Below are 24,198 nucleotides of genomic sequence, written 5' to 3'. Positions count from 1 at the left end.
GTTGGCAAGCGCAGCGGGCGAGGGCGGCCATCCGTCCGGCGGTGCGTTGCCGGCCATGCGTGGCGCGCGGCTCGCTCTGCTGACCTTTGCGTTATCGCTCGCCACCTTCATCGAGGTATTGGACTCGACGGTCACCAACGTCGCGGTCCCGGCAATCTCGGGCGGTCTCGGCGTGTCGAACAGTCAGGGCACGTGGGTCATCAGTTCCTACTCGGTGGCGGCCGCCATTGCGGTGCCCCTGACCGGCTGGTTGTCGAGGCGGGTAGGCGAAACACGCCTGTTCGTGAGCGCCGTGATCCTGTTCACGTTGACGTCGCTTTTGTGCGGCGTGGCAGGCGACTTCCACCTGCTGGTGATCTGCCGCACGCTGCAAGGCCTGTGTTCCGGGCCGATGGTGCCGCTCTCGCAGACCATCCTGCTGCGCACCTTCCCACCCGACAAGCGGGTCGTGGCCCTCGCCCTGTGGGCGATGACGGTCTTGCTGGCGCCGATCTTCGGGCCGGTTGTCGGCGGCTGGATCATCGACAATTTCTCGTGGCCGTGGATTTTCCTGATCAACCTGCCGATCGGCCTGTTTTCGTTTGCGGTCTGCACGGCGCTATTGCGTCCGACCGGCCGGCCGTCGACGCGCGAGCCGATCGATCTGGTGGGCATCGTGCTGCTCATAGTCGGCGTCGGCTCGCTGCAGGCCATGCTCGATCTGGGCCATGACGCGGGGTGGTTCGATTCCTCGCTGATTCTTGGCTTGGCGATCGCGGCTGCGCTCGCGATCGGCTCCCTGCTGATCTGGGAGGCGGGCGAGGCGCACCCGGTTGTCGATCTGAGCCTGTTCCGGGATCGAACCTTTTCGTTCTGCGTACTGATCATCTCGCTGGGCATGATGAGTTTTTCGGTCGTGGGCGTGATTTTTCCGCTCTGGTTGCAGGCGGTGATGGGCTACACCGCCTATCACGCGGGACTGGCCACCGCGCCGCTCGGCATTCTGGCGCTGGTGTTTTCGATTCTGGTGGGGCTGTTCTCGGCACGCTTCGATGCGCGCGTCCTGGCAACTTCTGGATTTCTCGTATTCGCGGGCGTGCTGTGGTGGGATGCACATTTCACGCTGACGATGACGTTCACGCAGATCATTACGCCAGGACTGATTCAGGGCATCGGCCTGCCGTGCTTCTTCATTCCACTCACGGCCGCGACGCTGTCGCGCGTGCCGGACGAGAAACTGGCGGCGGCCTCGAGCCTGTCGAACTTCCTGCGCACGCTATCGGCGGCATTCGGGACCGCGATGAGCGTGACCTTGTGGGACAACCGGGCGAGTTACCACTACGACACGGTTGCGCAATCGGTCACTCAGGCATCCGCCAATACGCAGCGCTTTGTGCAGGCGCTGCATGGGATGGGCGTGAGCGGCACGCGCGAACTCACGACGCTGCATCAGATCGTGCAGCAGCAGGCGTACATGATGGCCACGGGCGACATGTTCTTCATGGCGAGCGTCACGTGCCTGGTGCTGGCCGCGATGATGTGGTTGACACGTCCCAGACGCGGCGCGGCCGCGACGCTGGGTCACTGAGCCGACGATGGAGCGAATGCGATGACGACCCTTGGCGCACTGGTGGTTCTGTTTCATCCGACGGCCGACGAACTCGCGCGGGTGGTCGCCTTGCGCGAGCGTTGCGACGGCCTTACGGTGGTCGATAACTCGCCGCAAGTGAATCCGGCGGTCGCCGCGCAACTGGCGGCGCACGACATCACGCTGCTGTACAACGGCAATCGCAACGGCATCGCGGGCGCGCTCAATGGTGGACTAGCGAGCCAGTTCGAGCAGGGCATGGATGCGGTGGCCCTGTTCGATCAGGACTCCGTGGTGCCGGCCGGCTATTTTCCGGCGATGCGCGACACGTGCGCCGCGCTCGGCACGGGGGCATTCATGGCCGGACCGCGCATCTTCGATGAAAACGATCAGCGCTTCCTGCCCGAACTGGCGAGCGACGGTCTCACGGTGCAACGTCTCAAGCTGCACGAAGGCGTCGCACCGCAACGCTGCGCCTTTCTGATTTCTTCGGGCTGCCTGGTTTCGCGCAAGGCCTTCGAGACGCTGGGCCGCTTCGACGAAGCGTTGTTTATCGATCACGTCGATACCGAATACTGCTTGCGTGCCCTGGCGCGTAACGTCCCGCTATACGTCGTACCGTCGTTGATCCTCTCGCACAGGATCGGCGAGCGGCGTCGCCATAAGCTGGGTCCGTTCCATATGACCGCGACGCATCATCCGTGGTATCGGCGCTATTACAGCGCCCGCAATGCGATGCAGCTCGGACTGCAGTACGGCATGCGCTTCCCGGTCGCGATCGTGCCGAACTTGCTGACACTTTGGCAGATCGCGCAGGTCCTCCTGCTCGAAGAGGACAAGCTCGCCAAGCTCAACGGCATCCTCCTCGGCGTGTCGGATGGTCTGTTCGGACGTCTCGGTCCGCTGGAGCGCACGCGGCCCGCGCTTGCCGCACGCTTTGCACACTCGGCATCCGCTCACAGGACGCAGTACGAATGAGGCACGCTCTTTTAACACGGCTGCTGTGGCCGGTTCCCGCGCTGCTGGTCGCATATACGCTCGCCGGCTGCGTCGACGACGCCGGTTTGCATGCAAGCGTCAAACCGTTGACGCCCGCTGTCGATGCGCTGGTCGCGACGACCGGCACCCAAAACAACGGCACATGGCCCGCGCCCGGCTGGGTCGAGCAGTATCGCGATCCGCAACTCAACCAACTGGTGAGCGAAGCGTTGCAGCAGAATCCGGATATGCAGATCGCCAAGGCCAGAATCGGCGTGGCGCAGTCGCAACTGGAGCAGTTTGCTTCGCTGACGGGCCTCACGGGAACGGCCGGCGCCACGGTGACCAAGGCGCGCTTGCCGCAGCCGCCCAACGTCGCGAATGTGTCGGTCGACGGCCAGACCTTTCCGGTGCAGTTGTTCAGCGATCCGACCGCCTCGCCGTCCGCGCTGTTCGCAGGACTGAGCTATCAGTTGGACCTGTGGGGCAAGAATGCCGCCTTGACGCGCGGACTGATATCCGAGCGCGACGCCGAGCGCGTGGACGCGGAAGAGGCGCGGCTCTCGCTGACCGTCGCACTGGTGACGCTGTATTTCGAGCTCGACCGCGCCTTCGCGATGCAGGACAACCTGCGCGAGAAGCAACATGCGAGCGACTACGTCAGCGAGGTGACGCGCGAACGTTTCGCACGCGGTCTCGACAACGCCTACGACGCCGCCGACACAGCACTCAAGCAAAACCGGCTGCTCGCGCAGACCGAGCTCAACGACGAGCGCATCAAGCTCACGCAATTGCAGATCGGGGTGCTGACGGGCCGCGGCGCGGAACGAGGATTGTCGATCCGGCGGCCGCAACTCGCCGACGTCGACGATGCGGCGCTACCTGCACGCCTGCCGGTGGATCTGTTGGGGCGGCGGCCGGATATCGTGGCGGCCCGGCTGCGCGCCGAGGCGGCCGTGGCGAATGTCGATGCGACGCGCGCGCAGTTCTATCCGGACGTCAATCTCGTCGCCTTTGCGGGTTTGACGGCGCTCACGCCGGCCTCGCTGTTTACCCGCTCGGCGTTGACCGGCTCGGTCGGGCCGGCGATTTCACTGCCGATCTTCGACCGCAGCCGCCTGCGCGCGAAGTTGGGCGGCGATTTTGCCAGTGTCGATTCGGCTGTTAGTCTGTACAACAAAACAATCGAAGGGGCACTGGGCGAAGTGGCGCAACGCCTGACCTCGCTGCGTACCGTGGACAAACTGGTGCAGCAGCAGGCGCAGGCCGTCGACGCGGCGACGCGTATCGTGTCGATCGCCGACGAACGACACCAGCGCGGCATGGTGATGCAAAAGGACGTGATGCTGGCCGACCTGACGCTGCTGGACGAGCGCGCCGAGCAGGTCGACTTGCAGACGCAGCGCCGCGCGTTGCAGGTTGCGTTGATTGGCGCGCTAGGCGGCGGCTTCGACGAGCAGACGCTCGCCGGGCCGCCGATTTCCCATTTCCAGGCTGCTTTTCCATCACACGGCCGCATCACGGATACGCACTTCGACTGAATGTATAACGACATCAAAGAACATACTCAGGCCAGCGAAACCGAGGCTGCCGCCGCGAAGCAAGCCGCCAGACGTGCGACTCGCCGACGGCGGCTCGCGCTTTTTTTAGGGGCTGCGGCAGTAGCGGCGTTGATCGCGCTTGCGTGGTGGGGCTTCACCGCGCGCTTTTACGAGGAAACCGACGACGCCTATGTGGCCGGCAATATCGTGCAGATCGCCGCGCAGATTCCGGGCACGGTGACGGACATCCTTGTATCCAACACGCAGCGCGTGCGGGCTGGACAGAGCCTCGCGAAGCTCGACGATACCGAGGCGGCGGTGGCGTACACCCAAGCCCAGGCGCAGCTTGCGCTCGCGGTGCGGCAGGTCGCCAACGCGACGCTCTCGCGCGGCTCGTACGTGGAGGCGATCAAGGCTCGCCGCGCGGAACTGGCGCTCGCGCAACAGGCATTGGCGGCGCGCGACCACTCCGCGATCGAGATCGTCTCGCCCGAGGAACTGGCGCACGCTCGCGAAACGGTGGCGGTCGCCGAGGCGAATCTCGCTGCGGCGCAGTCGCAGCTCGATGCGGCCCGTGCGCTGGGCGGCGGGCAAGCGCTCGAGGCCAATCCGACGGTGCTCCAGGCCGCCGCGCAACTACGGCTTGCGTTCCGCAATCTGCAGCGTTCGACGATCGTGTCGCCCGTGGACGGCACAGTGGGGCAGCGCTCGGTGCAAATCGGGCAGCAGGTGGGCCCGGGCGTGCCGCTCATGTCGATCATCCCGCTCGAGCGGTTATGGGTTGAAGCCAATTTCAAGGAAGGGCAGATCCGCCATATGCGGGTCGGCCAGCCGGTGCGCATCGTGTCGGATGTGTATGGATCGCAGGTGGTGTATCGCGGGCGGGTGGAAGGGTTTTCGGCGGGGACGGGTAGCGCGTTTTCAATGCTGCCTTCGCAGAACGCGGCGGGCAACTGGATCAAGGTGGTGCAGCGGGTGCCGATTGTGATTTCTCTCGATGCGGACGAGTTGGCTGCGCATCCGTTGAGATTGGGACTCTCGATGCAGGTGTCGGTGGATACGCATGTGCGCACGGGGGCGCTGATTGGCAATGACGTGCCGCCGCCGGTTCAGCGTACGCGAGTGTATGACGAAGGGGCGGGGGAGGCCGAGAAGGTGATTGCGCGGGTGATTCGGGAGAATGAGGGGAAATAGGCCGGCCCCGTCCGGTTTCCGCAGCCGTTACGCCCTCTCCAATACCCCCACCCTCGCCAGGCTTGATTTGTTGAACGGATAGTCATAATATCCATTCCCATGACGCCACCCGCCATTTCGAAGAAGTCCCGCACCGCCAATGCCCGAGGCCGCCCGCGCGAGTTCGACACGCCCACCGTACTCGCGCACGCAAGCGAGGTGTTCTGGCGCCACGGCTACCACGCGACTTCGATCGACGACCTCTGCAAGGCAACCGGCCTGTTGCGCGGCAGCCTGTACGGTGTGTTCGGCGACAAGCACGGCATCATGCTGGCCGCCCTCGATCACTACGCGGACGGTTCGATTGCCCGGCTTGCCGAACGTCTGAACGCGCCGCTGCCGCCCATGGAGGCGCTGCACAGCGCCATTCTGCACTACGCCAAGGCGGCCGCCGCGCTGTCCACGCAACGCAGTTGCCTGATTACCAACACCGCACTGGAAATGCAGTCGGACGACGAGGCGTTGCGCGAGCGCATCGGCTCGATCCAGCGCCGCATGGCCACGCTGCTTGCCGCGGCCGTGATTCGCGGCCAGGCGAGCGGGGCGTTCAGTTCGACGCTCGACGAAAAAGCGGTCAGCAATTTTCTGCTGTGCATTATCCAGGGCCTGCGTGTGCTCGGCCGGGTCGCTCACGAGGAGCGCGAGTTGACCGCCATCGTGGATATCGCGATGCGCGCGCTCGTCTAAATTTTTTTGCCTAATTGTTGAACAAATAGTCATGAATAGTGAGTGCGCCAAATCCACGCCGGCGGCCTTCGCTGCGCCCGGCCGGGTGGCGACCTGCGCCCCACGCCTATGCCCATGCCTTCCAGTACAGCCTCGCTATTAATGCGCTATTGATGCTGACATGCATCGGACCAAGCATCCTGTTGGTGCGGCATCAGCAACTCGCGGTGCGGCATGCCAGCTAAATCGTGATAACCCCGCACCATTCCCGGTATTGCACTGCACCGCATTAATGCAGCGCTCCCGCAGTACTGGAAATTCATGGGTGATTGGGCTGTTTATGGATGGTTTTGGCAATAATTGATCAGATAAAAACCATTCAAAGATTCAAATGGATTTCAATGTCTGACAAATTATCCTCCGGCATCTTTTACGCTGGGATATTAGCCGTCGCGTAAATTGTTCCCGCGTCAGGCGTCTGGGAGCGGGCCTGAAACCCCATGAAGGATAGGGGTTTCGCCGTATGAGCATTGTTTCACCCAGTGAGCCGATGACCGAATTCCGATTCCCGTCTGCATGAAAACGGTATCAATAAAAATCGCTTGCAGACGGTAAATTCGATTGTTAATCTTGGCAAACTTTAAAATCTTTTGCCAGCCACCTGTCTGAGACAATGGGTTAAAACACGCCAAGGCCACTTCAACGCTTTAGTCCCGGGGATTGATATGCTGACCGCCACCCTCGATACATTCGATACACCAATCGCGCCGCTGAATGTCGGCGATGTGGTTACGCTCAAGTCGGGCGGCCCGCGCATGACGGTCACCTACTTTGGGCCCGTTGCGTTGACGGCGGGTGACTGGGTGGTTTGCCAATGGTTCGACGAGCATGGCGAACTGCGCCAGGAGATGTTCGAGCAGGAGCACGTCCGGCTCGAACCGCGCTCCATCCCGCCAGGCTCAGTCCACGTGGGCCGTTTCGCGCGCGTTGCCCGTCCCGGCTGACATGCGCCGCTCATTCAGCCGCTCGTGCTTGTGCTCGTGCGGCTCACCCGCTTGAGGTCTCACGCCGCCGGGGGCGCGTCTACGGCTTTGGCCATTTCGGTGGTCGGTGCCCAGCCGAGTCCCGCGTAAAGCGGCCGCCCCTTCTCCGTGGCGTGCAGGATCGCATACGGCAAACCCCGCTCGCTAAACGCCACCTCCGCCCGGTCCATCAGCGCGCGTGCTATGCCGCGCTGCCGGTGGCTCGGCTCCACATACACGTTCAGCACGTAGCCACGCCGGTCCTGTTCCGGGTGCAGCGGATGCGGCGGCCAGTCGATTGCCATCAGGCCGATGCCGGCCACCGGCGTGTCGCCGTCGAGCGTGATAAAGCCGAAATACGAACCGTCGGCGAGGCGCGGCTGCAGCCAGCTCCGAAAGGCCGGCGTCATCTGGTCGAGGACGGCCGGCTCGCGGCCGGCCTCACGGAACATCTCATAGCGGTGGCGGCAAATCAGGTCGAGGTCGCCGGCCAGCAGTGGGCGCGTGTGCAGCGTGCCCATGCTTACCGCCGCGCTTCGGTGGCCATGCGCACGGCGAGGCCGGCGAGCACGGTGCCCATCAGCCAGCGCTGCACGAGGATCCACGCGGGCCGCCTGGCGAGAAACACCGCAATCGAACCGGCCATGAGCGCGACCATCGAGTTGACGGTCAGGCTGAGCGCAATCTGCAGCGTCCCCAGCACCAGCGACTGCTCCAGCACATGACCGTGTTGCGGATCGATGAACTGCGGCAGCAGCGACAGATACAGCACCGCAATTTTCGGGTTCAGCAGGTTCGTGACGAAACCCATGGCAAACAGTTTGCGCGGGCTATCGGCCGGCAGGTCGCGCACCTGAAACGGCGAGCGGCCGCCCGGTTTGACGGCTTGCCACGCGAGCCACAGCATATAGAGCGCGCCGCCGAAGCGCAGCGCGTCGTATGCGAACGGCACGGCGAGCAGCAGGGCGGTGATGCCGAGCGCGGCGCTCAACATATAGAAGACGAAGCCGAGCGCCACGCCGCCGAGCGAAATCAGGCCCGCGGTGCGGCCCTGGCAGATCGAGCGCGAGACGAGGTAGAGCATGTTCGGGCCGGGCGTCAGCGCCATTCCGAGCGAGACGAGACCGAAGGTGAGCAGCTTGGCGAGTTCAGGCATGGCGGGGCTCCTTGGAGATTGATGCGGCCGATGTGGCTAAGACAACTGAGGCAGCAATACCCAGGCGCGCGGCGGTTCGCGAGATTGATGTCGCGGTCCGCGTTTCCCGATGGTGATCCATCTTCAAGCGCCAGTTGCGCGGACCGGACGATTATTCCACGCCCGGCGCGAAGCGGGCAAATCGAAGCGCTCATGGGCGACGCCTGCGCGTGCCGCGCGCTTGACGCGCCAGCCGCGCTTACCGGTCGCTCTTGTTGCGGTTCGCGCGGTTCTGCACGCGCTGGATCAGCATCACGGAAAAGCTGCGCATGCGGACCACGCGGCGCGTTTGCTCCACCTCGCTCGCGACGTCCTTCGGTGGGTTGGGCTGCAGCGCCCAATAGAGCGCCGCGAGCCAGCCGAAGCCGGTCCAGCCGAGGCATGCGTTGAACAGGGCGAGCGTCAGCAGATCATGACGTTTGCGCCGGTCGGCGAGAATGGCCGGCAGGAAGTACAACCCCAATGCAATGACTGCGGCTACGGCTTGAACGACCGTGCTGGCGCCCATCGCGGTTCCTCCAGGCGTAAGCGGATTCTTTCAATTGTCGCTCGAATGAGCAATTTGCGCAGTAATGGATGTGCTTTGGATAGGCTTTATTGCGAATCCCAACAGGGTGGACGCCACGCATGGCCTCGGCAGCGCCATGCTGCAGCGCCGCGCGACGGCTTGGCCGAATGGGGGACTTCAGGCCGGCACTGTTGAGGTCTATCATGTGCGTTTTGACCGACCGACCGGACAGCCAACATGATTTCCGACGACACCACCCAGCAAGCCAGGCAGATCAACCACGACACGCTACGCGAGTTTGTCGAGCGCAAGTGGAACGACGAGATCGTGCCGGCGCTGACGGACTATATTGCCGTGCCGGCCAAAAGCCCGGGCTTCGACGCGGACTGGGCCAGGCACGGCTTTATCGACCGCGTGGTGACGGACGCCGCGCAGTGGGCGGAGCAACAGCCGGTCAAAGGCCTGAAGCTGGAAGTAATTCGCCTGCCGGGCCGCACGCCGGTCATCTTCTTCGAGACACCGGCTACGCGCTCGGGCAGTACCGAGACCATCGTGCTGTACGGCCACCTCGACAAGCAGCCTGAATTCGACGGCTGGCGCAACGACCTCGGCCCGTGGACCCCCAAACTCGAAGACGGCAAGCTGTACGGCCGCGGCGGCGCGGATGACGGCTACGCCATCTACGCGAGCCTCACGGCCCTCGCCGCGCTCGACGCACAAGGCGTGGAACGGCCGCGCTGTGTCGGCCTGATCGAAACCTGCGAGGAGTCGGGCAGCTACGATCTGCTGCCGTATGTCGACGCGCTACGCGAGCGGCTCGGCAAAGTGGGGTTGGTGGTGTGCCTCGACTCGGGCGCGGGCAATTACGACCAGTTGTGGCTGACCACCTCGCTGCGCGGTCTGGTGTCGGGCGACCTCGAAGTGCATGTGCTCGACGAAGGCATTCACTCGGGCGGCTATGGCGGCATCACGCCGTCGAGCTTCCGCATCATGCGGCAACTGTTCGACCGTCTTGAAGACGCGTCGAACGGTAATCTGCTGCCAAAGGGTTTCCATGCTCCGATCCCGGCCGACCGTCTGCGCGAAGCAGAGGCGACCGCCCATATTCTGGGTGACGACGTCTGGAAGAAAATCCCCTGGGCATGCGGCCAGGACGGCCGTCAGGTGCTGCCCACCACCACCGATCCGAAAGAGGCGCTGCTCAACTCGACGTGGCGTCCGTCGCTATCGGTGACGGGCGCGGCCGGTTTGCCGGCTATCGCCGATGCCGGCAATGTGCTGCGTCCGCGTACCGCGTTCAAGCTGTCGTTGCGCCTGCCGCCGCTTCTCGATGCAGTCAAGGCGGTTGCGGAGCTGAAAGCGTTGCTCGAGTTCGATCCGCCGTACAACGCCAAGGTCACCTTCAAGCCGGACGCCGGCGCGGCCACCGGCTGGAGTGCGCCGGAGCTGGCGCCGTGGCTCGCAACGGCTCTCAACGACGCATCGCGTCAGCATTACGGCGCGGACTGTGCGTACATGGGGCAGGGCGGCACGATCCCGCTGATGAATGTGCTCAAGGAGGGTTTCCCGCATTCGCAGTTCATGGTGTGCGGCGTGCTTGGACCGAAGTCGAACGCGCACGGCCCGAACGAGTTCCTGCACGTGCCGTATGGCAAGAAGCTGACGGCGGCGGTTGCCGACGTGATCGCCGCGGCGCCTTGAACGGAAGGCGGTGCCGAACCTCAACCTGCTTGCTCACCGATACTGCGAATGAACGAACCTCGCGCTGCCTATCCGTCGCCGCTCAGCATTCCATCCGCAACGCTGCACGACTATGTGCGGGCCATCTGGGAGCAAGCCGGCAGTGCGCCGCGCGAGGCCGAACTGGTCGCCGATCATCTGGTGGCCGCAAATCTCACCGGGCACGATTCGCATGGCGTCGGGATGATTCCGCGCTATGTGGCCTCGCTGCGCGATAACGAACTCAAGCTCAACCTGCATGCGCAGGTGGCGCGCGATGCGGGCGCCGTGCTGAGCATCGACGGCGGCAAAGGCTTCGGCCAGGTGGTCGCCTATGAGGCGATGGAGCACGGCATCGAGCGTGCGAAACGGCTCGGCATCTGCGCGGTCGGGTTGCGCGGCGCGCATCACATTGGCCGCATCGGTCATTGGGCCGAGCAATGCGCGCGTGCCGGGCTCGTTTCGTTTCACTTCGTCAATGTGGCGGGCGATCCGCTCGTGGCGCCTTTTGGCGGCACCGACCGCCGTATCGGCACCAATCCGTTCTGCGCTGCGTTTCCGCGCAGCGGCAAGCCGCCGCTGGTGCTCGACTTCGCCACCAGCGCCGTGGCATTCGGCAAGGTTCGGGTGGCGTATAACCAGGGCAAGCAGGTTCCGCCCGGCGCGCTGATCGATCACGACGGGCAGGCCACGCTCGAACCGAAAGCCATGATCGAGGCGCCCTTCGGGTCGTTGCTGCCGTTCGGCGGCCACAAGGGCTTCGGGCTGGCGGCGATGTGCGAGATTTTCGGCGGCGCATTGTCGGGTGGCTATACGACGCATGCGGAGACGCTGGGCACCAACCACGCGATCGTTAACTGCATGCTGTCGGTAATCATCAATCCCGCCGCCTTCGATGCACCGAACGCCGAGGCCGAAGCCGATGCGTTTGTCGAATGGGTCAAGGCTTCGCCGCTTGCCGCGGGCACTGAATCTATCCAGGCGCCCGGCGAACCGGAGCGTGCCATGCGGGCCAGGCGCGAGGCCCAGGGCGTGCCGGTCGATCCGGCGACATGGCGGCAGATCGGCGACGCAGCGCTTGCGGTCGGCATGCCGGCCGAGCAGGTCGATCGCTGGTCGCAGCATTTGCAATAACAGCAACGCAGTGCCCCGCATTCCGCCCACCGCCTCAAACCGCTTCGAAGCAATCATCCCGCATAACGGTAAATAATTACCGCCGCATTCCGCGGCGGCAATTAATTCCGTATCCAAGCGCACGTCGTTCTGACATCGCGCTTTGACACAAGCCTTTTCTTGCGCTTATTTCGGTGTGCTTTCCATGCGCTCCGTATGCATCCAGCACCTCCATTCCTTTTGAACGTCCCCGCTCACCCGCTTGCCACGGGTTTGCAAGGACTACTTGTGTTTGTCCGTTAGCAAACCCGCTCCCACCTTATTCAGGTCTGCTTTAGGCTCGACTTGCATTACCGCCGTTTAACCTTAAAGGACCGTTCAAAATGAATCTTCACAATCATCACGCCTGCCGTCCCTTCCTCGAAGCGGGTAATTTGTCGCAGATTTCGGCCTATTATGAAGAAGGGCGCAATGTCATGTGGATGATGTTGCGGGCACAACCCCGTCCCTGTTTCAACCTCGAACTGGTGCACGATATTCTTGGCCTTGCTCAGGCCGCACGCGATTCGCGTCTGCCGATCGATTTCTGGGTGACTGGCTCGTTGATCCCGGCAATCTACAACGTCGGCGGCGATCTCGACTTCTTCGCGGAGACGATCCGCGCCGGCAAGCGTCAGTCGTTGCTGTCGTATGCGCGGGCCTGTGTCGATTGCGTGCATGCAGCCGCGCGCGGTTTCGATACCGGCGCCATCTCAATCGCCATGGTGGAAGGGACCGCGCTCGGAGGCGGTTTCGAAGCGGCGCTCGCGCATCATTTCCTGCTCGCGCAGAACGATGCCCGCATGGGTTTTCCGGAGATCGCCTTCAATCTGTTCCCGGGCATGGGCGGCTATTCGCTGGTCGCACGCAAGGCCGGCATGCGTCTCGCGGAAGAGCTGATCGGCATCGGCGAGTCGCATACGGCAGAGTGGTATGCGGGCAAGGGGCTCGTCGACCAGTTGTTCGAGCCGGGCGAGGCCTATGTCGCCACGCGTACCTTCATCGACACGCTGCGTCCGAAAATGAACGGCATCCGCGCCATGTTGCGGGCGCGTCAGCGGGTCCTGAAGATCTCGCGTGCCGAGTTGATGGAGATCACCGAGGACTGGGTGGAGGCCGCGTTCACCATCGAAGAGAAAGACCTGGCTTTTATGGAGCGGCTGGTGATGCTGCAGAACCGCCGCACCTCGAACACCCTGCGCCAGAATAGCGCGAGCATCGCCTGAAACGTCCGGAAGCTCAGGCGATTAACCTGAGCTTCTGCCTGTCGCGCAGCCACTGTTCGAATTCCGCGGCCGGCATCGGCTGGCCGTACAGAAAGCCCTGTACGTAGTCCACGCCAAGCCCCTTCATGAAGGCTTCTTCCGCTTCCGTTTCGATCCCTTCCGCCACCACCTTGAAATTCAGCTCCTGGGCTACCGCGACCATCGAGCGCACCAGTGCCTGGGCTTTCGTATTCTCGTTGATCGAGCGCACGAAGCTGCGATCCAGCTTGATGACATCGAGCGGAATCCGCCCGAGTTGCGACAGCGACGAATAGCCGGTGCCGAAGTCGTCGAGATGCACCTGCGCCCCGAGTTGGCGAAACTGCGTAATCAGCTCGATGGCGGCGGCTTCGTCTTCGATCAGGCAGCTTTCCGTGAGCTCGAGGTCGATCAGGCACGGGTCGAGCCCCGCTTGCTGAAGCGCTTCGGCAAAATGCCGGATCACGGCGGTATCCACCAGTTGCCGCGCGGAGACGTTGATCGCCACGCGCAGATTGAAGCCCGCGGCCTTCCAGCGGGCGGCCTGCAGGGCGGCCGTCTGCATGACCCAGCGGCCGAGGTGGCCGATCAGTCCCGATTCTTCTGCATACCGAATGAACTCGGTGGGCAGGATCAGCCCGCGCTCCGGTGAATTCCAGCGTATCAGCGCTTCGACGCCGAGCACCACACCGGTCGAAAGCGACAGCTTGGGCTGATAGAAGAGCGTGAACTGGCCTTCGTCGATGCCGCGGCGCAGGTTGGTGTCGAGCCACATATACTCGGCCACCTTGCGGTCCATTTCCTGCGAGAACACGCGATAGGTGCGCTTGCCTTCGTCCTTGGCGACGTACATGGCGGTGTCTGCCGAGCGGATCAGCGATTCGAGGCTGTCGCCGTGTTCGGGACTCAGCGCAATGCCGATCGAACAACCGGTGTAGACCTCGACGAGCCCCAGGCTGAACGGCGTGCGCATGCGTTCCAGAATGCGTTGCGCGGTGGCTTCGAGCGAGGCGAGCGTGCCGGTGGCGGCCAGCACGATAAACTCGTCGCCGCCCAGCCGCGCGAGCGTATCGCCTTGGTTCAGGCAGGTGCTGATGGCTGCCGACACGTCTTTGATCAGCCGGTCGCCGAACACGTGGCCGTAGTGATCGTTGACCTTCTTGAAGTTGTCGAGGTCGAGGAACAGAATGCCGACCGACTCGTCGAGCGCCGCGCTTGCGATCGCGGCGCGGATCTTGTCCTGAATCGCGTTGCGATTGGCGAGGCCGGTCAGGGAGTCGGTGTTGGCCAGTTCGGTCAGACGTTCCTGCGCGCGGCGTTCCTCGGTAATGTCCGTGCCCGAGCAGATCAGGAACTGCTCGTCGACGCCGCTGCCGCTCTGTACGAACTTGTTGCGAAACAGGAAGAGCCGCTCGCCGTGGACGGTTTTCACGAGCCGTTCGACTTCGTACGAGACGCCGCGGTTGAAGAAGCCGGCAATGTTCTGGCTCGACGCCGCACCGGCTTCGGACGACATGAACAACGCCCACACGCTACGGCCGACGATGTCTTCCTCTTTCATGCCGGTGAGTTCTTCGGCGAGGCGATTGAAACGCTGGATGCGACCGTTGCGGTCGACGATCACCACCACCGAATTGACCTCCGACACCACCTGCTCGGCAAACGACAGGCCATGGACGAGGTCGCGTGCCACCGATTCGGTATCTTCGTACGCCGAAGCGGTGCCTGCCCACAGATTGGCGCTCAGCTTCTTGCCGACCAGATGCAGCCGCAGGGGCGCGCCGGACAGGCGGACGTCGAGAATCAGATGGGCGGTGATGCCGGTGAGGCGGCGGATTTGCGCGGCTTGCTGCGGGTTCAGGGGGATGGCGGCATTGGCAGGCATGTCGCCGGTGACCGGCGTCAGCTCGAGCGCGTTGCTGTCTTTGGATAGACGCCAGCAAGGGCTGCTTGTGCCGAACTGGGCATAGAGCACCTGGTCGTGTTGGTCGTCGTTCATAGGCTTCCCCGGACAAGGCGAGCTTGCGGGCCGACAGCGTGAACAGGTGGCTGGCGGGTGACAGTCAGTCTACATCAGATGAAACCGCAACTTCATTGTATCCGGGCAATCTGCACTCGCGGACATAAAGGTTGAACGGTGAACCCACCTTGAATCTTTAGACACCCTAACATCTCAGTGACGCTCAGTGGCGACGGACCAGCAGCGTGCGCATCTGTTCGCGCATTGCGCCGTCTTCATTCGTCAGATAAATAAACTCGCCCGCCACCAGCTTCGCGACGGCCACGCCGTCCCGATACAGCACGCGATTGCCGACGACCGCCGGCACCTTGTCGCCCGGCAGCAGGGTGCCGACGAGGTTCAGGGGATCGGTGCCCGCGACGCAGACAAAGGCGCCGTCGCCGGTATGGCGGCGCACTTCGCGCAGGAGCGGAATGGCCTCCGGCAGCGCGAACTGCTCGCCCGCCAGACCGTTGATAAAGCGTCCGCCGCGCACGACGCCGCGCGCTTCGAGACGCTGCAGCACGCGCAACAGATCGCGCCACGGCGGCAGCCATTCGGCTTCGCGCGCGAGCAGACGCCAGCACACCACGCCGTAGCGGCGCAGCAAGGTCATCGCCAGATGTTCGAGCACTTCAGGTTCGAGCCGCGGGGCACGGCCCGCGGGCGGCGCCGAGGGTGCGCTTTCGCTTGCCGCAGGCGCGCTGCGGCGCCGGACCAGCGCCCAGCGGCCGGCGTCGTCCATGCCGCCGATCAATGCGCCGCCGCGTGGCCGTCGGCTGCTGTGATGTGCCTGACGTTTCGCGACGGGTTTCAGTAACGCGCGCAAGCCGGCGAAGCTGTCGGAGTTCGCAAGCCCCGCTGCGACCAGTTCGCCCAGCGCATTTTCCAGTTCGATACCCAGCAGGCGGGTATCGCCCAGCAGTTCGTCGAAGAACATGGCGCCGTGTTGCAGCAGCGCGTCATAAACGCTTTGCGCGCGTGGCGACAATTCGGGCGTTTCGGATTCATCGATCAGCGCGCTCCATACGCCGATATCGCGGCGCGGCAGCAAAACGACTGGCGTGCTGCGCACCGGCGCAGCGGTTGCGCGTGCGCGTTCGGTCAGACGCGTCCAGACCAGCTTGCCGGAGCGGCACAGTTCGTCGAGCGAAGTAATCGAATAGTCCTTGAGCCGCGCCGGCAGGATGTCTTCTTCCCAGGCGCCGGCGGCCGCTTCGAAACCTGCCATCTGATCGAGCACACCCGCGAGGGCATCGCGTCCTTCGCCGCGTGTGCCGGGCGTCAGGTGTTGCCATTCGAACAGGAAGCGCATGAAATCGTGCCGCTCGACCGGTTCGATCTCGCGCCGCAAGCGTCGCACGGTATAGCGGTGAATCCGCGCCAGCAGGTGACGCTCGCACCATTCCTCGACGGTTGCGCGCGGTGTGAAGCGGCCGCGCATCACATAGCCTTGCGCTTCGAGCGTCGTCAACGCGCGCTCCACGGCCGCAGCCGGAAGCGCCAACTCAGCGGCGATGGTCGCCACCGGTAGCGGACCGAATCCTGTGAGCCGGGCACGAATCACGTCGACGAGCGCGTCGTCGTCGCTCCATGCTTCCGTGAAGCCTTTGGGGGCGGCGATGGCCGGCTCGAACGACGCGTCCGGGTAAATCGCGCGCAGGCAGGTCAGGCGTTCGGCCGGAAGCCAGAGCGCGGCGCCGCTCGCACCATGCAGCCGGGTAGCGCGGCCCGCCTCGGCAAGCGCCGCAAGCCATGCCGGCCAGTCCGCATTGTGCTGGGCCTCGGTCTCGCTGATGCAGGCGAGACCGGTCAGCGCCTCGTGCATTTCATCGAGGCTGCGCGGTTGCGGCCAGGCTTCCTCGCGCACGCCGGCAATCGCGTCCGCGTCGAGCGCGCCGAGATCGTCGGCGGAGGCGGGATCGGACCAACGGCGGTTGAGCACGGCCTGGGTGCGGCGTTCTTCGATCGGCGCGTCGTCGAGATACGCGTAGGGTTTGGCAGTGAGAATCTCGGCTGCGAGCGGCGAGGGCGCCGGCAACTCGCGCGTCACCAGTTTGACCTCGCCCTGTTCGATTCGACGCAGCAGGCTCAGCCATCCCTCGGTGTCCATTGCTTCGTGCAGGCAGTCGTCGATGGTCTGATCGACCAGTGGATGATGCGGCAGTTCACGCTCGCCGACGATGTTCTCCAGGCACGCCACCTGATCGGGAAACACCGCCGCCAGCAAATCCTCGCTGCGCATGCGCTGCAGTTGCGGCGCGGTTTTGCGGCCGCCGCTGTAGCGCGGCAGCGCCAGCGAGGTGGTCGCGTTCCAGCGCCAGCGCACGCCGAACAGCGGCGCGTCGAGCAGGGCCTGGATCAGCAGATGTTCGGCGCTGTTCGAGTGCAGGTAGCGCCACACTTCATCCAGCGCGAAGCTGTGGCTGCCGGTCAGCGAGAGGATGATGGCGTCTTCCGTCGCGGCGGCCTGCAATTCGAAATTGAAGGTGCGGCAAAAGCGCTTGCGCAGCGCGAGGCCCCACGCGCGATTGACGCGGCTGCCGAACGGCGCGTGAATCACGAGTTGCGTACCGCCCGATTCGTCGAAGAAACGCTCCATCACGAGGGTGGTTTGTGTCGGCAGCGTGGTCAGGGCGGCACGGGCGCGCGCGAGGTAATCGACGATCTGGCGCGCGGCGGCTTCGTCGAGGCCGAGCGTGGCGGTCATCCAGCGGATAGCGCGTTCGATACGTGGGGCGTTGCTGGCCGGGGTCACGGGCGTGGACGCATCGCCGTTGGCGATTTTCAGCACGATGTCAGCGTCGCCGAGCAACTGATCGATCTGCGCCCGCAACCGCGCGACGCCGAAGGACAGCTCATCGCTGCGCCCCGGCGCCTCGCCGAGCCAGAACGGAATATTCGGCGGCTGGCCTTGCGCATCCTCCACGCGCACACGGCCCGCTTCCACGCGCAGGATGCGGTACGACGCATTGCCGAGTTGGAAGACGTCGCCGGCCAGACTCTCGACGGCAAAATCTTCGTTGACCGTACCAATGTTGACCGCCTGCGGTTCGAGGATCACCGCGTAGTCCGCGTTCTCGGGAATCGTGCCGCCTGAGGTCACCGCGACCAGCTTGCCGCCGCGCCGGCCGCGCAGCGTGCCGCTGACGGCGTCGCGATGCAGATAAGCGCCGCGCGGACCGTGGCGGCTCGTATAGCCTTCCGCGAGCATGCGCAGCACGGCGTCGTATTGATCGCGCGCCAGCTCGGCGTACGGAGCGGCGCCGCGCATCAGCTCGAACAGGGCGTCTTCGCTCCACTCGGCGCTCGAGACCTCCGCGACGATCTGCTGGGCCAGCACGTCGAGCGGCGCGCGCGGGATCTGCAGCGCGTCGAGTTCGCCGCGCCGCACGCAATCGAGCAGGGCCGCACATTCGATCAGGTCGTCGCGCGAGGCGGGGAACAGGCGCCCCTTCGGCATGCCGCCCACGTGATGCCCGGAGCGCCCGACGCGTTGCAGGAACGGCGCGATCGCGCGCGGCGAACCCATCTGGCAGACCAGATCGACGTCGCCGATATCGATGCCCAGTTCCAGCGAAGCCGTGGCGATCAGCACGCGCAGTTCGCCGCGCTTGAGCCGTTGCTCCGCGTCGAAGCGATGTTCCCTGGCGAGGCTGCCATGGTGCGCGGCGACCGCTTCCTTGCCCAGGCGCTCGGTGAGATGGCGCGCGGCGCGCTCGGCCATGCGCCGCGTGTTGACGAAGATCAGCGTGGTGCGATGCTGGGCGATCAATTCGGCGAGCCGGTTGTAGACCAGCTCCCAGACCTCGTTGGCCATCACCGCTTCGAGCGGGACCGGCGGAATCTCCAGCGCGAGGTCGCGGGCGCGTATATGGCCGACGTCGACGATGGCGCAGTCGGCGGGCGCTGCGCTCGTGACGCTCGCACCGCCCACCAGAAAACGCGCCACGGCTTCGATCGGCTTTTGCGTCGCGGACAGGCCGATGCGCGGCAGGCGCCGGCCGCAGAGCGCGTCGAGCCGTTCGAGACTGAGCGCCAGATGGCTGCCGCGCTTGCTGCCCGCGAGCGCATGAATTTCATCGACGATCACGGTGCGCGTGGTGCCCAGCATGCGCCGGCCCGAATCCGAGCCGAGCAGGACATAGAGCGACTCCGGCGTCGTCACGAGAATGTGCGGCGCACGCTTTTTCAGCGCGTTGCGCTCCTGCTGCGTGGTGTCGCCGGTGCGCACGGCCGTGCGGATATCGAGCGGCGGCAGGCCGCGCTGCGCGAGTTCGGCGGCGATGCCTTCGAGCGGCACCTGCAGGTTCAGACGGATGTCGTTGGAAAGCGCCTTGAGCGGCGATACGTAGACCACCAGCGTTTCGTCCGGCAGCTCGCCGCCGTTGGCGAGGCCCTGCTGGACGAGGTCGTCGAGCGCGGACAGAAACGCGGTCAGGGTCTTGCCGGAACCGGTGGGCGCGGCGACCAGCGTCGAGCGTCCGCTACGGATGCACGGCCAAGCGGCGAGCTGGGCGTCGGTAGGCGCCGGAAACGTTTTCTGGAACCAGCCGGCGACCGCCGGATGAAAGCCGTCCAGCACGCCGCTCGCGGAAGAGGCGGGAGTCATGCTGCCGTAGATGGGGGCGCGACGGGCCATATCCAGAGGGGCGATGGACGCCGTTAGGTTGGTCGAGACAGAGGCCCAGTCTCGCAGGTTTTGGACAGGTGTGCCAGGAACGTGTACGAGCGCCACAGCAGCATTTTTTGCCGTGTTTCAAGGGGTGCCGGCCGGTACGACCTACCAGGTCCAGCGCACGCCTGCGTTGCCCGTCACCGTACGTTGGTGGGATCCGCCGAGGTTGGTCAGCCAGCTCGCGGCGGCATACACACTGCCCGACTTGCTCACCTTCGCCGTGACGCCTGCGCCGATCTGTCCCGCGGTCTGCCCGACGTTCGTGCCGATGTCGGTCGCGCCGCCAAACGTCGTGTTGTCGTTCGAACCGAACGAGCGCAGCACGTTCAGCCGCAGCCACGGTTGCCAGCTGGTGCCGAGCGTGTCGAAACGCCCTTGCAGCCGGACGCCGAAGCGGCCGAGAAAGGTGTTGCCGCTATTGAAGCTCACACTGGAGACGCCGTCGTTCAGATCGTCGATCGACAGATGTTGCCAGATCAACTGCGCTTGCGGCTCGATGGTGAGGACGCTGCCAAGCGGAATCGGCAGGCCGCCTTCGAGCGATCCGCTCACCGCGTCGCCATGTGTCGTTGCGCCGACATTGTCGCGCGACAGCGGATCGACGGTGAGGGCGCTGCCCATCAGGACGGCATCGGTGTACCAGCCGCCTGGCCCGATATGGGTCCAGTAGCCGCCGAGACTGTAGGCATTGATCGCGAGATGCCCGGCGTCGAGGTTGGGCGTGCCGAGCGCAAAGCCGTCGACATCGCCGGTGGCGCGCGCGAAGCCCACCAGCAGGCCGTAGTGGTTGCGCTGGCCGCTGGCGCTCGTGTCGGCATAAAGATCCTGGCCGGCCTGCATGCCGTAGATGGAACCGTCGAACTCCGGGCTGACGGTGCCGTCCTGACTCAGCACGCTGTGGCTGCCCCATACGCGCCCCCACGCCGCCGGCAAGGTGCCGTTGTCGGTCAGCAGGGACTGGTCGCCGAGGCGCTCGTGGAAGGTGTCGATCTGCATGATGCCGATCTGCCGCGCGACGCTCGGAATCTCCGCGTAGACCGGCACTTCGACGCGATAGAGCGGAATCGGCCCGGAGCCTGCCGCGCCCGGCGCCGGCAGCGCGGGCGTGCCCGCCGCGGCAATCGGCTCGCCCGACAGGTTCGAGGACGGCGTGCCTTCCGGCGAGGTGCTGGTGGGCGTCGAAGGCAAGGGCGCGACGGTGTTGCGCAAATACCAGTTGTCGGACGTCCCCGCGCTCACGCCGCCTTTCGCCAGATAGTAGGAATAGGCGCCGGCCTTGACCGGCGCGGCGAGCGTGAAGGCACTGGCCTCGGTCGTCGCGCCGTTGGCCGCCTGGATCACTTCGATGCCGTTCGCGACCGTTTCGGCCCCTTGACCGCCGACATTCGTGATCTTCAGCGCGGTCGAGCCTCTCCCGGTTCCTCCGCTGATCACGAGCCGGTCTGACGCCGCGCCGTCGCCGGCCACTTGCGTGTTCAGGCCGAGCAGGCCGTTCTGGCCGACGTAATTGCCGGCTACCGTCAACTGATTACCCACCCCCGTGCCGCCGATCTGCACAAGGCCCGCGTTGAACAGCGCTCCGTTGATCGTGAAGCCGCCGTTCGCCTCGGCACTGAAAGACGGCAGCGCATTGGCGGCCGCAATCGTGCCGTTGTTGGTGACCGTACCGCTGACGCTGCCATAGCCGCCGAGCGTCGCACCGGCAGCCACCGTCGCACCGCCTCCACCCGCCAGCGAGGCGCTGGCATGCGCGGCGTCGCCCACCGCGAGCGTGCCGGCGGCGACGGTGGTTGCGCCGCTATAGGTGCTGGCGCCTGTCATCAACAGGCTGCCGGTGCCGTCCTTCGTCAGCGCGCCTGCACCGGTAACCGGTTGCGCCAGGGTCGAAGAAAAGGACTGCGTATCGATTGTGCCGCCGCCCGCATTCAATGTGACCGCGCGCGTGCTGGCGAGATCCACGCTCTGGGTCAATTGCAGGGTGCCGCCGTTGAACGTGAGACTGCCGGTATTCGCGCCCAGCGCACTGTCCGCGCCGATCGCGACGGTGCCCGCCGTGAAGGTGGTGCCGCCCGAGTAGGTGTTGCCGCCGGCGGCGCTGGGCGCCAGCGTCAAGCTGCCGGCGCCGGTTTTTTCGACCGCGCCGCTGCCCGAGATCAGTCCCGCGTAGGTGCCGTCGCTGGCTTGCGCGAAGCGCACGAGGCCGTTGTCCGTGACCGTTTGCGGCAGATTCTGCGCAGTGGCCTGCAAGGTTGCGCCGCTGTCGACGACGCCCGCGGCGCTCGCGCCCAGCGTGCCGGTGAGGTTGAGCGTGCCGCTTTGCACATGGGCGAGTGTAAAGGTGCCGCTGCCGCTCCAGTTCCACAGCGTGCCCTGCATCAGCAAGGTCTGGAAGTTCGTAAACGCATTCGATGCCGTGCCGGTGCCCTGCAACGTCACGGTGTTCGTTCCGGCGCCGCCGTCCGCGGTGCCGTTGATGACGGAACCGGTTTGCAGGATCAGCGAATCGTTGCCGTTGCCCATTGAAATCGCCGTGCCGGCTCCGCTCTGCACGAGTCCGGCGTTGATGACCGTCGTGTTGCCGTTGAGCGTGCGAATGCCCGCCGCGCTCTGGCTGATGATCTGGCCGCCGGCAAGATTCTGAATGGTGGCCGTGAAGCTCGACCCGGCCGTATTCGAAAACACCGCGTCGGAGCCGCTGCCGCTTGCGGTGATCGAACCGGTATTGATCAGGACGTCGTTGTTGCCTTGCAGATAGGCGGTGGTACTGGACGTACCCGTGGTCGACAGCGTGCCGCTGTTGTTGATCGTGCCGCTGCCGCCAAGAATCGAGGCCGCGCGCGCGTTGCTGCCCGAGGTCGTCACCGTACCGGTGTTGACCAGGGTGTTATTCAGTTGACCGGAATTTGTTTGTCCCCATGCCGCGGTCATGCCATACGCGTTGGGTCCCGCGGTCGTAATCGATCCGTTGTTGGTCAGGGTATTGCCGCTGCCATTCGCGGCCATGCCGTCGTTATACGCACCGGTGGTATTGATGACGCCGCCGGCCGCGTTGGTCACGCTGTTGTTATTGCCGGTGCCGAGCAACACGGCACCGCGCGCGGTGCCGCTGCCGCCTCCGCCCGTGAGCGAAAGATTGCCGCTGTTGCTGATCGTGCTGGACGTATCGACGCTGAAGGCCACGGGATTCGTCGTGCGAAGGAAATTGCCGGTGGCCGTCGAATCCAGCGTGATCGAGACGCCCGTGCTGCCGGTCTGGGCGATGACGCCAGGCACGCCCGCGCCGGAGCAGGTGACGGCAGTGCCGCTCGGCGGCGCGGTGTTGCTACAGGCCGCCAGCGCCGATGGGGTCAGCGCTCGCGACAGCAGTACGACGCCTCCAATGCCAATGCCGATCTTTTTCTTCATGGGTATCGCCCTATTGTTGCGAATAGGATGTACACACCAGAGTCGGCTGATTTATAGCACTCCTTGCAATGGATTAACAAACCTTTCACGATGTGTTCTGTAAATTCGTTGCACAACTCATACGTATTTGCGCAATGCAGTATGCTGATTGGATTCCTCACCCAGTGGGAGCTTCGCGATGCGTTATAACCAGCTAGGCCGCACCGGCCTGTTTGTTTCTGAACTCTGTCTCGGCACGATGACCTTCGGCGGCGGCGAAGGCATCTGGCGGCAGATCGGCGATCTGCAGCAAGCGGATGCCGAGCGACTCGTCGGCCGCGCGCTCGACGCCGGCATCAATTTCATCGACACCGCCGATGTCTACGCGCAGGGCCTGTCCGAGCAGATCACCGGCCTCGCGCTGAGAAACCTCAAGGTGCCGCGCGATCAGGTGGTGGTCGCCACCAAGGTGTTCGGCGCGACGACGGAGTCCGCCAATACGCGCGGCGCCTCGCGCTATCACATCATGGACGGCATCAAGGCGAGCCTCAAACGCCTGCAGCTGGACCACATCGACCTGTACCAGATTCACGGTTTCGATCCCGCCACGCCGATCGAAGAAACGGTGCGCGCGCTCGATACGCTCGTCCAGCACGGCCATGTCCGCTACGTCGGGGTTTCGAACTGGGCTGCATGGCAGATCGTCAAGGCGCTCGGTATTGCCGAGCGGCAGGGCCTTGCGCGCTTCGAAACGCTGCAGGCTTACTACACGCTGGCGGGCCGCGATCTCGAACGCGAGCTGGTGCCGATGCTGCACAGCGAAGGCCTCGGGCTGATGGTCTGGAGCCCGCTGGCCGGCGGCCTGTTGAGCGGCAAGTACGGCCGCGAGCAGCAGGGCGAGAGCGGCAGCCGGCGCAATACGTTCGATTTCCCGCCTGTGAACCGCGAGCGCGCCTACGACTGTATCGATACGATGCGCGGCATTGCCGAGGCGAAAGGCGTGTCGGTGGCGCAAATCGCGCTGGCGTGGCTGCTGCATCAGCGCGCGGTGACGACGGTGATTGTCGGCGCGAAGAAAGTCGAACAGCTCGACGACAACATCGCGGCCACGAAGGTGGAGCTGAGCGCGGACGAACTGGCGAAGCTCGACGCGGTCAGCGCATTGCCATCCGAGTATCCGGGGTGGATGCTGGAGCGTCAGTGCGAGCCGCGCCGAAACCAGCTGGAACAGAGCCGCCGTGGCCTGGTGAAATAAGGCGGCTGCAGCAGGGCTGGCGCTTTAACCCCGTTCACGCGCCAGCGGGCGAAGCCG

Annotated in this window: 16 protein-coding genes and 1 riboswitch; of the genes, 10 read left to right on the top strand and 6 right to left on the bottom strand. The window is 64.8% G+C overall.

What is annotated here, in order from left to right:
- Nucleotides 1-55 precede the first annotated feature (55 nt).
- From P3T42_RS11590 to P3T42_RS11565, 6 genes are all read left to right on the top strand, one after another.
- Complete coding sequence (locus tag P3T42_RS11590) at nucleotides 56-1,567, top strand: DHA2 family efflux MFS transporter permease subunit (protein ID WP_429306296.1); 1,512 nt, start codon at nucleotides 56-58, stop codon at nucleotides 1,565-1,567.
- A gap of 21 nt (nucleotides 1,568-1,588) precedes the next feature.
- Nucleotides 1,589-2,545, top strand: coding sequence for a glycosyltransferase family 2 protein (locus tag P3T42_RS11585; RefSeq protein WP_429306113.1), 957 nt, complete (start codon nucleotides 1,589-1,591; stop codon nucleotides 2,543-2,545).
- On the top strand, nucleotides 2,542-4,086 hold the full coding sequence (locus tag P3T42_RS11580; protein ID WP_074295205.1) for an efflux transporter outer membrane subunit: 1,545 nt from the start codon (nucleotides 2,542-2,544) through the stop codon (nucleotides 4,084-4,086). The genes P3T42_RS11585 and P3T42_RS11580 overlap by 4 nt, the downstream gene beginning before the upstream one ends.
- Entirely contained in the window at nucleotides 4,087-5,280 is a 1,194-nt protein-coding gene (locus P3T42_RS11575; protein WP_429306112.1) for an HlyD family efflux transporter periplasmic adaptor subunit, read from the top strand.
- A gap of 99 nt (nucleotides 5,281-5,379) precedes the next feature.
- The gene (locus P3T42_RS11570) at nucleotides 5,380-6,006 is read left to right on the top strand and encodes a TetR/AcrR family transcriptional regulator (protein WP_074295207.1); all 627 of its coding nucleotides are present in this window, start codon (nucleotides 5,380-5,382) and stop codon (nucleotides 6,004-6,006) included.
- Nucleotides 6,007-6,710: 704 nt separating this feature from the next.
- On the top strand, nucleotides 6,711-6,989 hold the full coding sequence (locus tag P3T42_RS11565; RefSeq protein ID WP_074295208.1) for a YodC family protein: 279 nt from the start codon (nucleotides 6,711-6,713) through the stop codon (nucleotides 6,987-6,989).
- Between the two features lie 59 nt (nucleotides 6,990-7,048).
- Here the strand turns inward: P3T42_RS11565 and P3T42_RS11560 are convergent, their stop codons facing one another.
- The 3 genes from P3T42_RS11560 to P3T42_RS11550 all read right to left on the bottom strand — a co-directional run bounded on the left by P3T42_RS11560 (nucleotide 7,049) and on the right by P3T42_RS11550 (nucleotide 8,710).
- Nucleotides 7,049-7,528: a GNAT family N-acetyltransferase gene (locus P3T42_RS11560; protein WP_429306111.1), complete on the bottom strand. Its 480-nt coding sequence runs from the start codon at nucleotides 7,526-7,528 to the stop codon at nucleotides 7,049-7,051.
- Nucleotides 7,529-7,530: 2 nt separating this feature from the next.
- Nucleotides 7,531-8,163 (bottom strand): LysE family translocator, encoded by a 633-nt coding sequence (locus P3T42_RS11555; RefSeq protein ID WP_074295210.1) that lies wholly within the window; start codon nucleotides 8,161-8,163, stop codon nucleotides 7,531-7,533.
- Nucleotides 8,164-8,214: 51 nt separating this feature from the next.
- Nucleotides 8,215-8,311: riboswitch (ZMP/ZTP riboswitch) on the bottom strand.
- 90 nt (nucleotides 8,312-8,401) lie between these two features.
- Nucleotides 8,402-8,710 (bottom strand): superinfection immunity protein, encoded by a 309-nt coding sequence (locus tag P3T42_RS11550; protein ID WP_074295211.1) that lies wholly within the window; start codon nucleotides 8,708-8,710, stop codon nucleotides 8,402-8,404.
- A gap of 237 nt (nucleotides 8,711-8,947) precedes the next feature.
- Here P3T42_RS11550 and P3T42_RS11545 point away from each other — a divergent pair, with 237 nt between their 5' ends.
- The 3 genes from P3T42_RS11545 (at nucleotide 8,948) to P3T42_RS11535 (ending at nucleotide 12,807) form a co-directional block, all read left to right on the top strand.
- The gene (locus P3T42_RS11545) at nucleotides 8,948-10,411 is read left to right on the top strand and encodes a M20 family metallopeptidase (RefSeq protein WP_429306110.1); all 1,464 of its coding nucleotides are present in this window, start codon (nucleotides 8,948-8,950) and stop codon (nucleotides 10,409-10,411) included.
- Between the two features lie 48 nt (nucleotides 10,412-10,459).
- A complete protein-coding gene (locus tag P3T42_RS11540) occupies nucleotides 10,460-11,563 on the top strand; it encodes a malate/lactate/ureidoglycolate dehydrogenase (RefSeq protein WP_074295213.1) in 1,104 nt (367 codons plus the stop codon).
- 362 nt (nucleotides 11,564-11,925) lie between these two features.
- Nucleotides 11,926-12,807: a crotonase/enoyl-CoA hydratase family protein gene (locus P3T42_RS11535; protein ID WP_074295214.1), complete on the top strand. Its 882-nt coding sequence runs from the start codon at nucleotides 11,926-11,928 to the stop codon at nucleotides 12,805-12,807.
- A 13-nt stretch (nucleotides 12,808-12,820) separates the two neighbouring features.
- On the opposite strand, the gene pdeR is transcribed toward P3T42_RS11535, so the two are convergent.
- The 3 genes from pdeR to P3T42_RS11520 all read right to left on the bottom strand — a co-directional run bounded on the left by pdeR (nucleotide 12,821) and on the right by P3T42_RS11520 (nucleotide 22,907).
- The gene (gene pdeR / locus P3T42_RS11530) at nucleotides 12,821-14,824 is read right to left on the bottom strand and encodes a cyclic di-GMP phosphodiesterase (RefSeq protein ID WP_429306109.1); all 2,004 of its coding nucleotides are present in this window, start codon (nucleotides 14,822-14,824) and stop codon (nucleotides 12,821-12,823) included.
- Between the two features lie 184 nt (nucleotides 14,825-15,008).
- Nucleotides 15,009-19,466 carry a DEAD/DEAH box helicase gene (locus tag P3T42_RS11525; RefSeq protein ID WP_429306108.1) on the bottom strand — a complete coding sequence of 1,486 codons (4,458 nt, stop codon included), beginning with the start codon at nucleotides 19,464-19,466 and terminating at the stop codon, nucleotides 15,009-15,011.
- A gap of 141 nt (nucleotides 19,467-19,607) precedes the next feature.
- The gene (locus tag P3T42_RS11520) at nucleotides 19,608-22,907 is read right to left on the bottom strand and encodes an autotransporter outer membrane beta-barrel domain-containing protein (protein ID WP_429306107.1); all 3,300 of its coding nucleotides are present in this window, start codon (nucleotides 22,905-22,907) and stop codon (nucleotides 19,608-19,610) included.
- Nucleotides 22,908-23,085: 178 nt separating this feature from the next.
- On the opposite strand from P3T42_RS11520, the gene P3T42_RS11515 reads away from it, so the two are divergent.
- Nucleotides 23,086-24,141, top strand: a complete 1,056-nt coding sequence (locus tag P3T42_RS11515; protein WP_074295218.1) for an aldo/keto reductase — start codon at nucleotides 23,086-23,088, stop codon at nucleotides 24,139-24,141.
- The last annotated feature ends 57 nt before the right edge of the window (nucleotides 24,142-24,198 follow it).

The organism is Paraburkholderia sp. GAS38, assembly GCF_050434965.1.
GTDB classification, from domain to species: Bacteria; Pseudomonadota; Gammaproteobacteria; order Burkholderiales; family Burkholderiaceae; genus Paraburkholderia; species Paraburkholderia phenazinium_A.
Note: the sequence above shows the minus strand (reverse complement) of the source record. Positions and strands in the feature narration are given on the sequence as shown.

Coding starts and splice junctions, on each gene's coding strand:
- P3T42_RS11590 (WP_429306296.1), top strand. CDS start 56: ATGCGTGGCGCGCGGCTCGCTCTGCTGACCTTTGCGTTATCGCTCGCC.
- P3T42_RS11585 (WP_429306113.1), top strand. CDS start 1,589: ATGACGACCCTTGGCGCACTGGTGGTTCTGTTTCATCCGACGGCCGAC.
- P3T42_RS11580 (WP_074295205.1), top strand. CDS start 2,542: ATGAGGCACGCTCTTTTAACACGGCTGCTGTGGCCGGTTCCCGCGCTG.
- P3T42_RS11575 (WP_429306112.1), top strand. CDS start 4,087: ATGTATAACGACATCAAAGAACATACTCAGGCCAGCGAAACCGAGGCT.
- P3T42_RS11570 (WP_074295207.1), top strand. CDS start 5,380: ATGACGCCACCCGCCATTTCGAAGAAGTCCCGCACCGCCAATGCCCGA.
- P3T42_RS11565 (WP_074295208.1), top strand. CDS start 6,711: ATGCTGACCGCCACCCTCGATACATTCGATACACCAATCGCGCCGCTG.
- P3T42_RS11560 (WP_429306111.1), bottom strand. CDS start 7,528: ATGGGCACGCTGCACACGCGCCCACTGCTGGCCGGCGACCTCGACCTG.
- P3T42_RS11555 (WP_074295210.1), bottom strand. CDS start 8,163: ATGCCTGAACTCGCCAAGCTGCTCACCTTCGGTCTCGTCTCGCTCGGA.
- P3T42_RS11550 (WP_074295211.1), bottom strand. CDS start 8,710: ATGGGCGCCAGCACGGTCGTTCAAGCCGTAGCCGCAGTCATTGCATTG.
- P3T42_RS11545 (WP_429306110.1), top strand. CDS start 8,948: ATGATTTCCGACGACACCACCCAGCAAGCCAGGCAGATCAACCACGAC.
- P3T42_RS11540 (WP_074295213.1), top strand. CDS start 10,460: ATGAACGAACCTCGCGCTGCCTATCCGTCGCCGCTCAGCATTCCATCC.
- P3T42_RS11535 (WP_074295214.1), top strand. CDS start 11,926: ATGAATCTTCACAATCATCACGCCTGCCGTCCCTTCCTCGAAGCGGGT.
- pdeR (WP_429306109.1), bottom strand. CDS start 14,824: ATGAACGACGACCAACACGACCAGGTGCTCTATGCCCAGTTCGGCACA.
- P3T42_RS11525 (WP_429306108.1), bottom strand. CDS start 19,466: ATGGCCCGTCGCGCCCCCATCTACGGCAGCATGACTCCCGCCTCTTCC.
- P3T42_RS11520 (WP_429306107.1), bottom strand. CDS start 22,907: ATGAAGAAAAAGATCGGCATTGGCATTGGAGGCGTCGTACTGCTGTCG.
- P3T42_RS11515 (WP_074295218.1), top strand. CDS start 23,086: ATGCGTTATAACCAGCTAGGCCGCACCGGCCTGTTTGTTTCTGAACTC.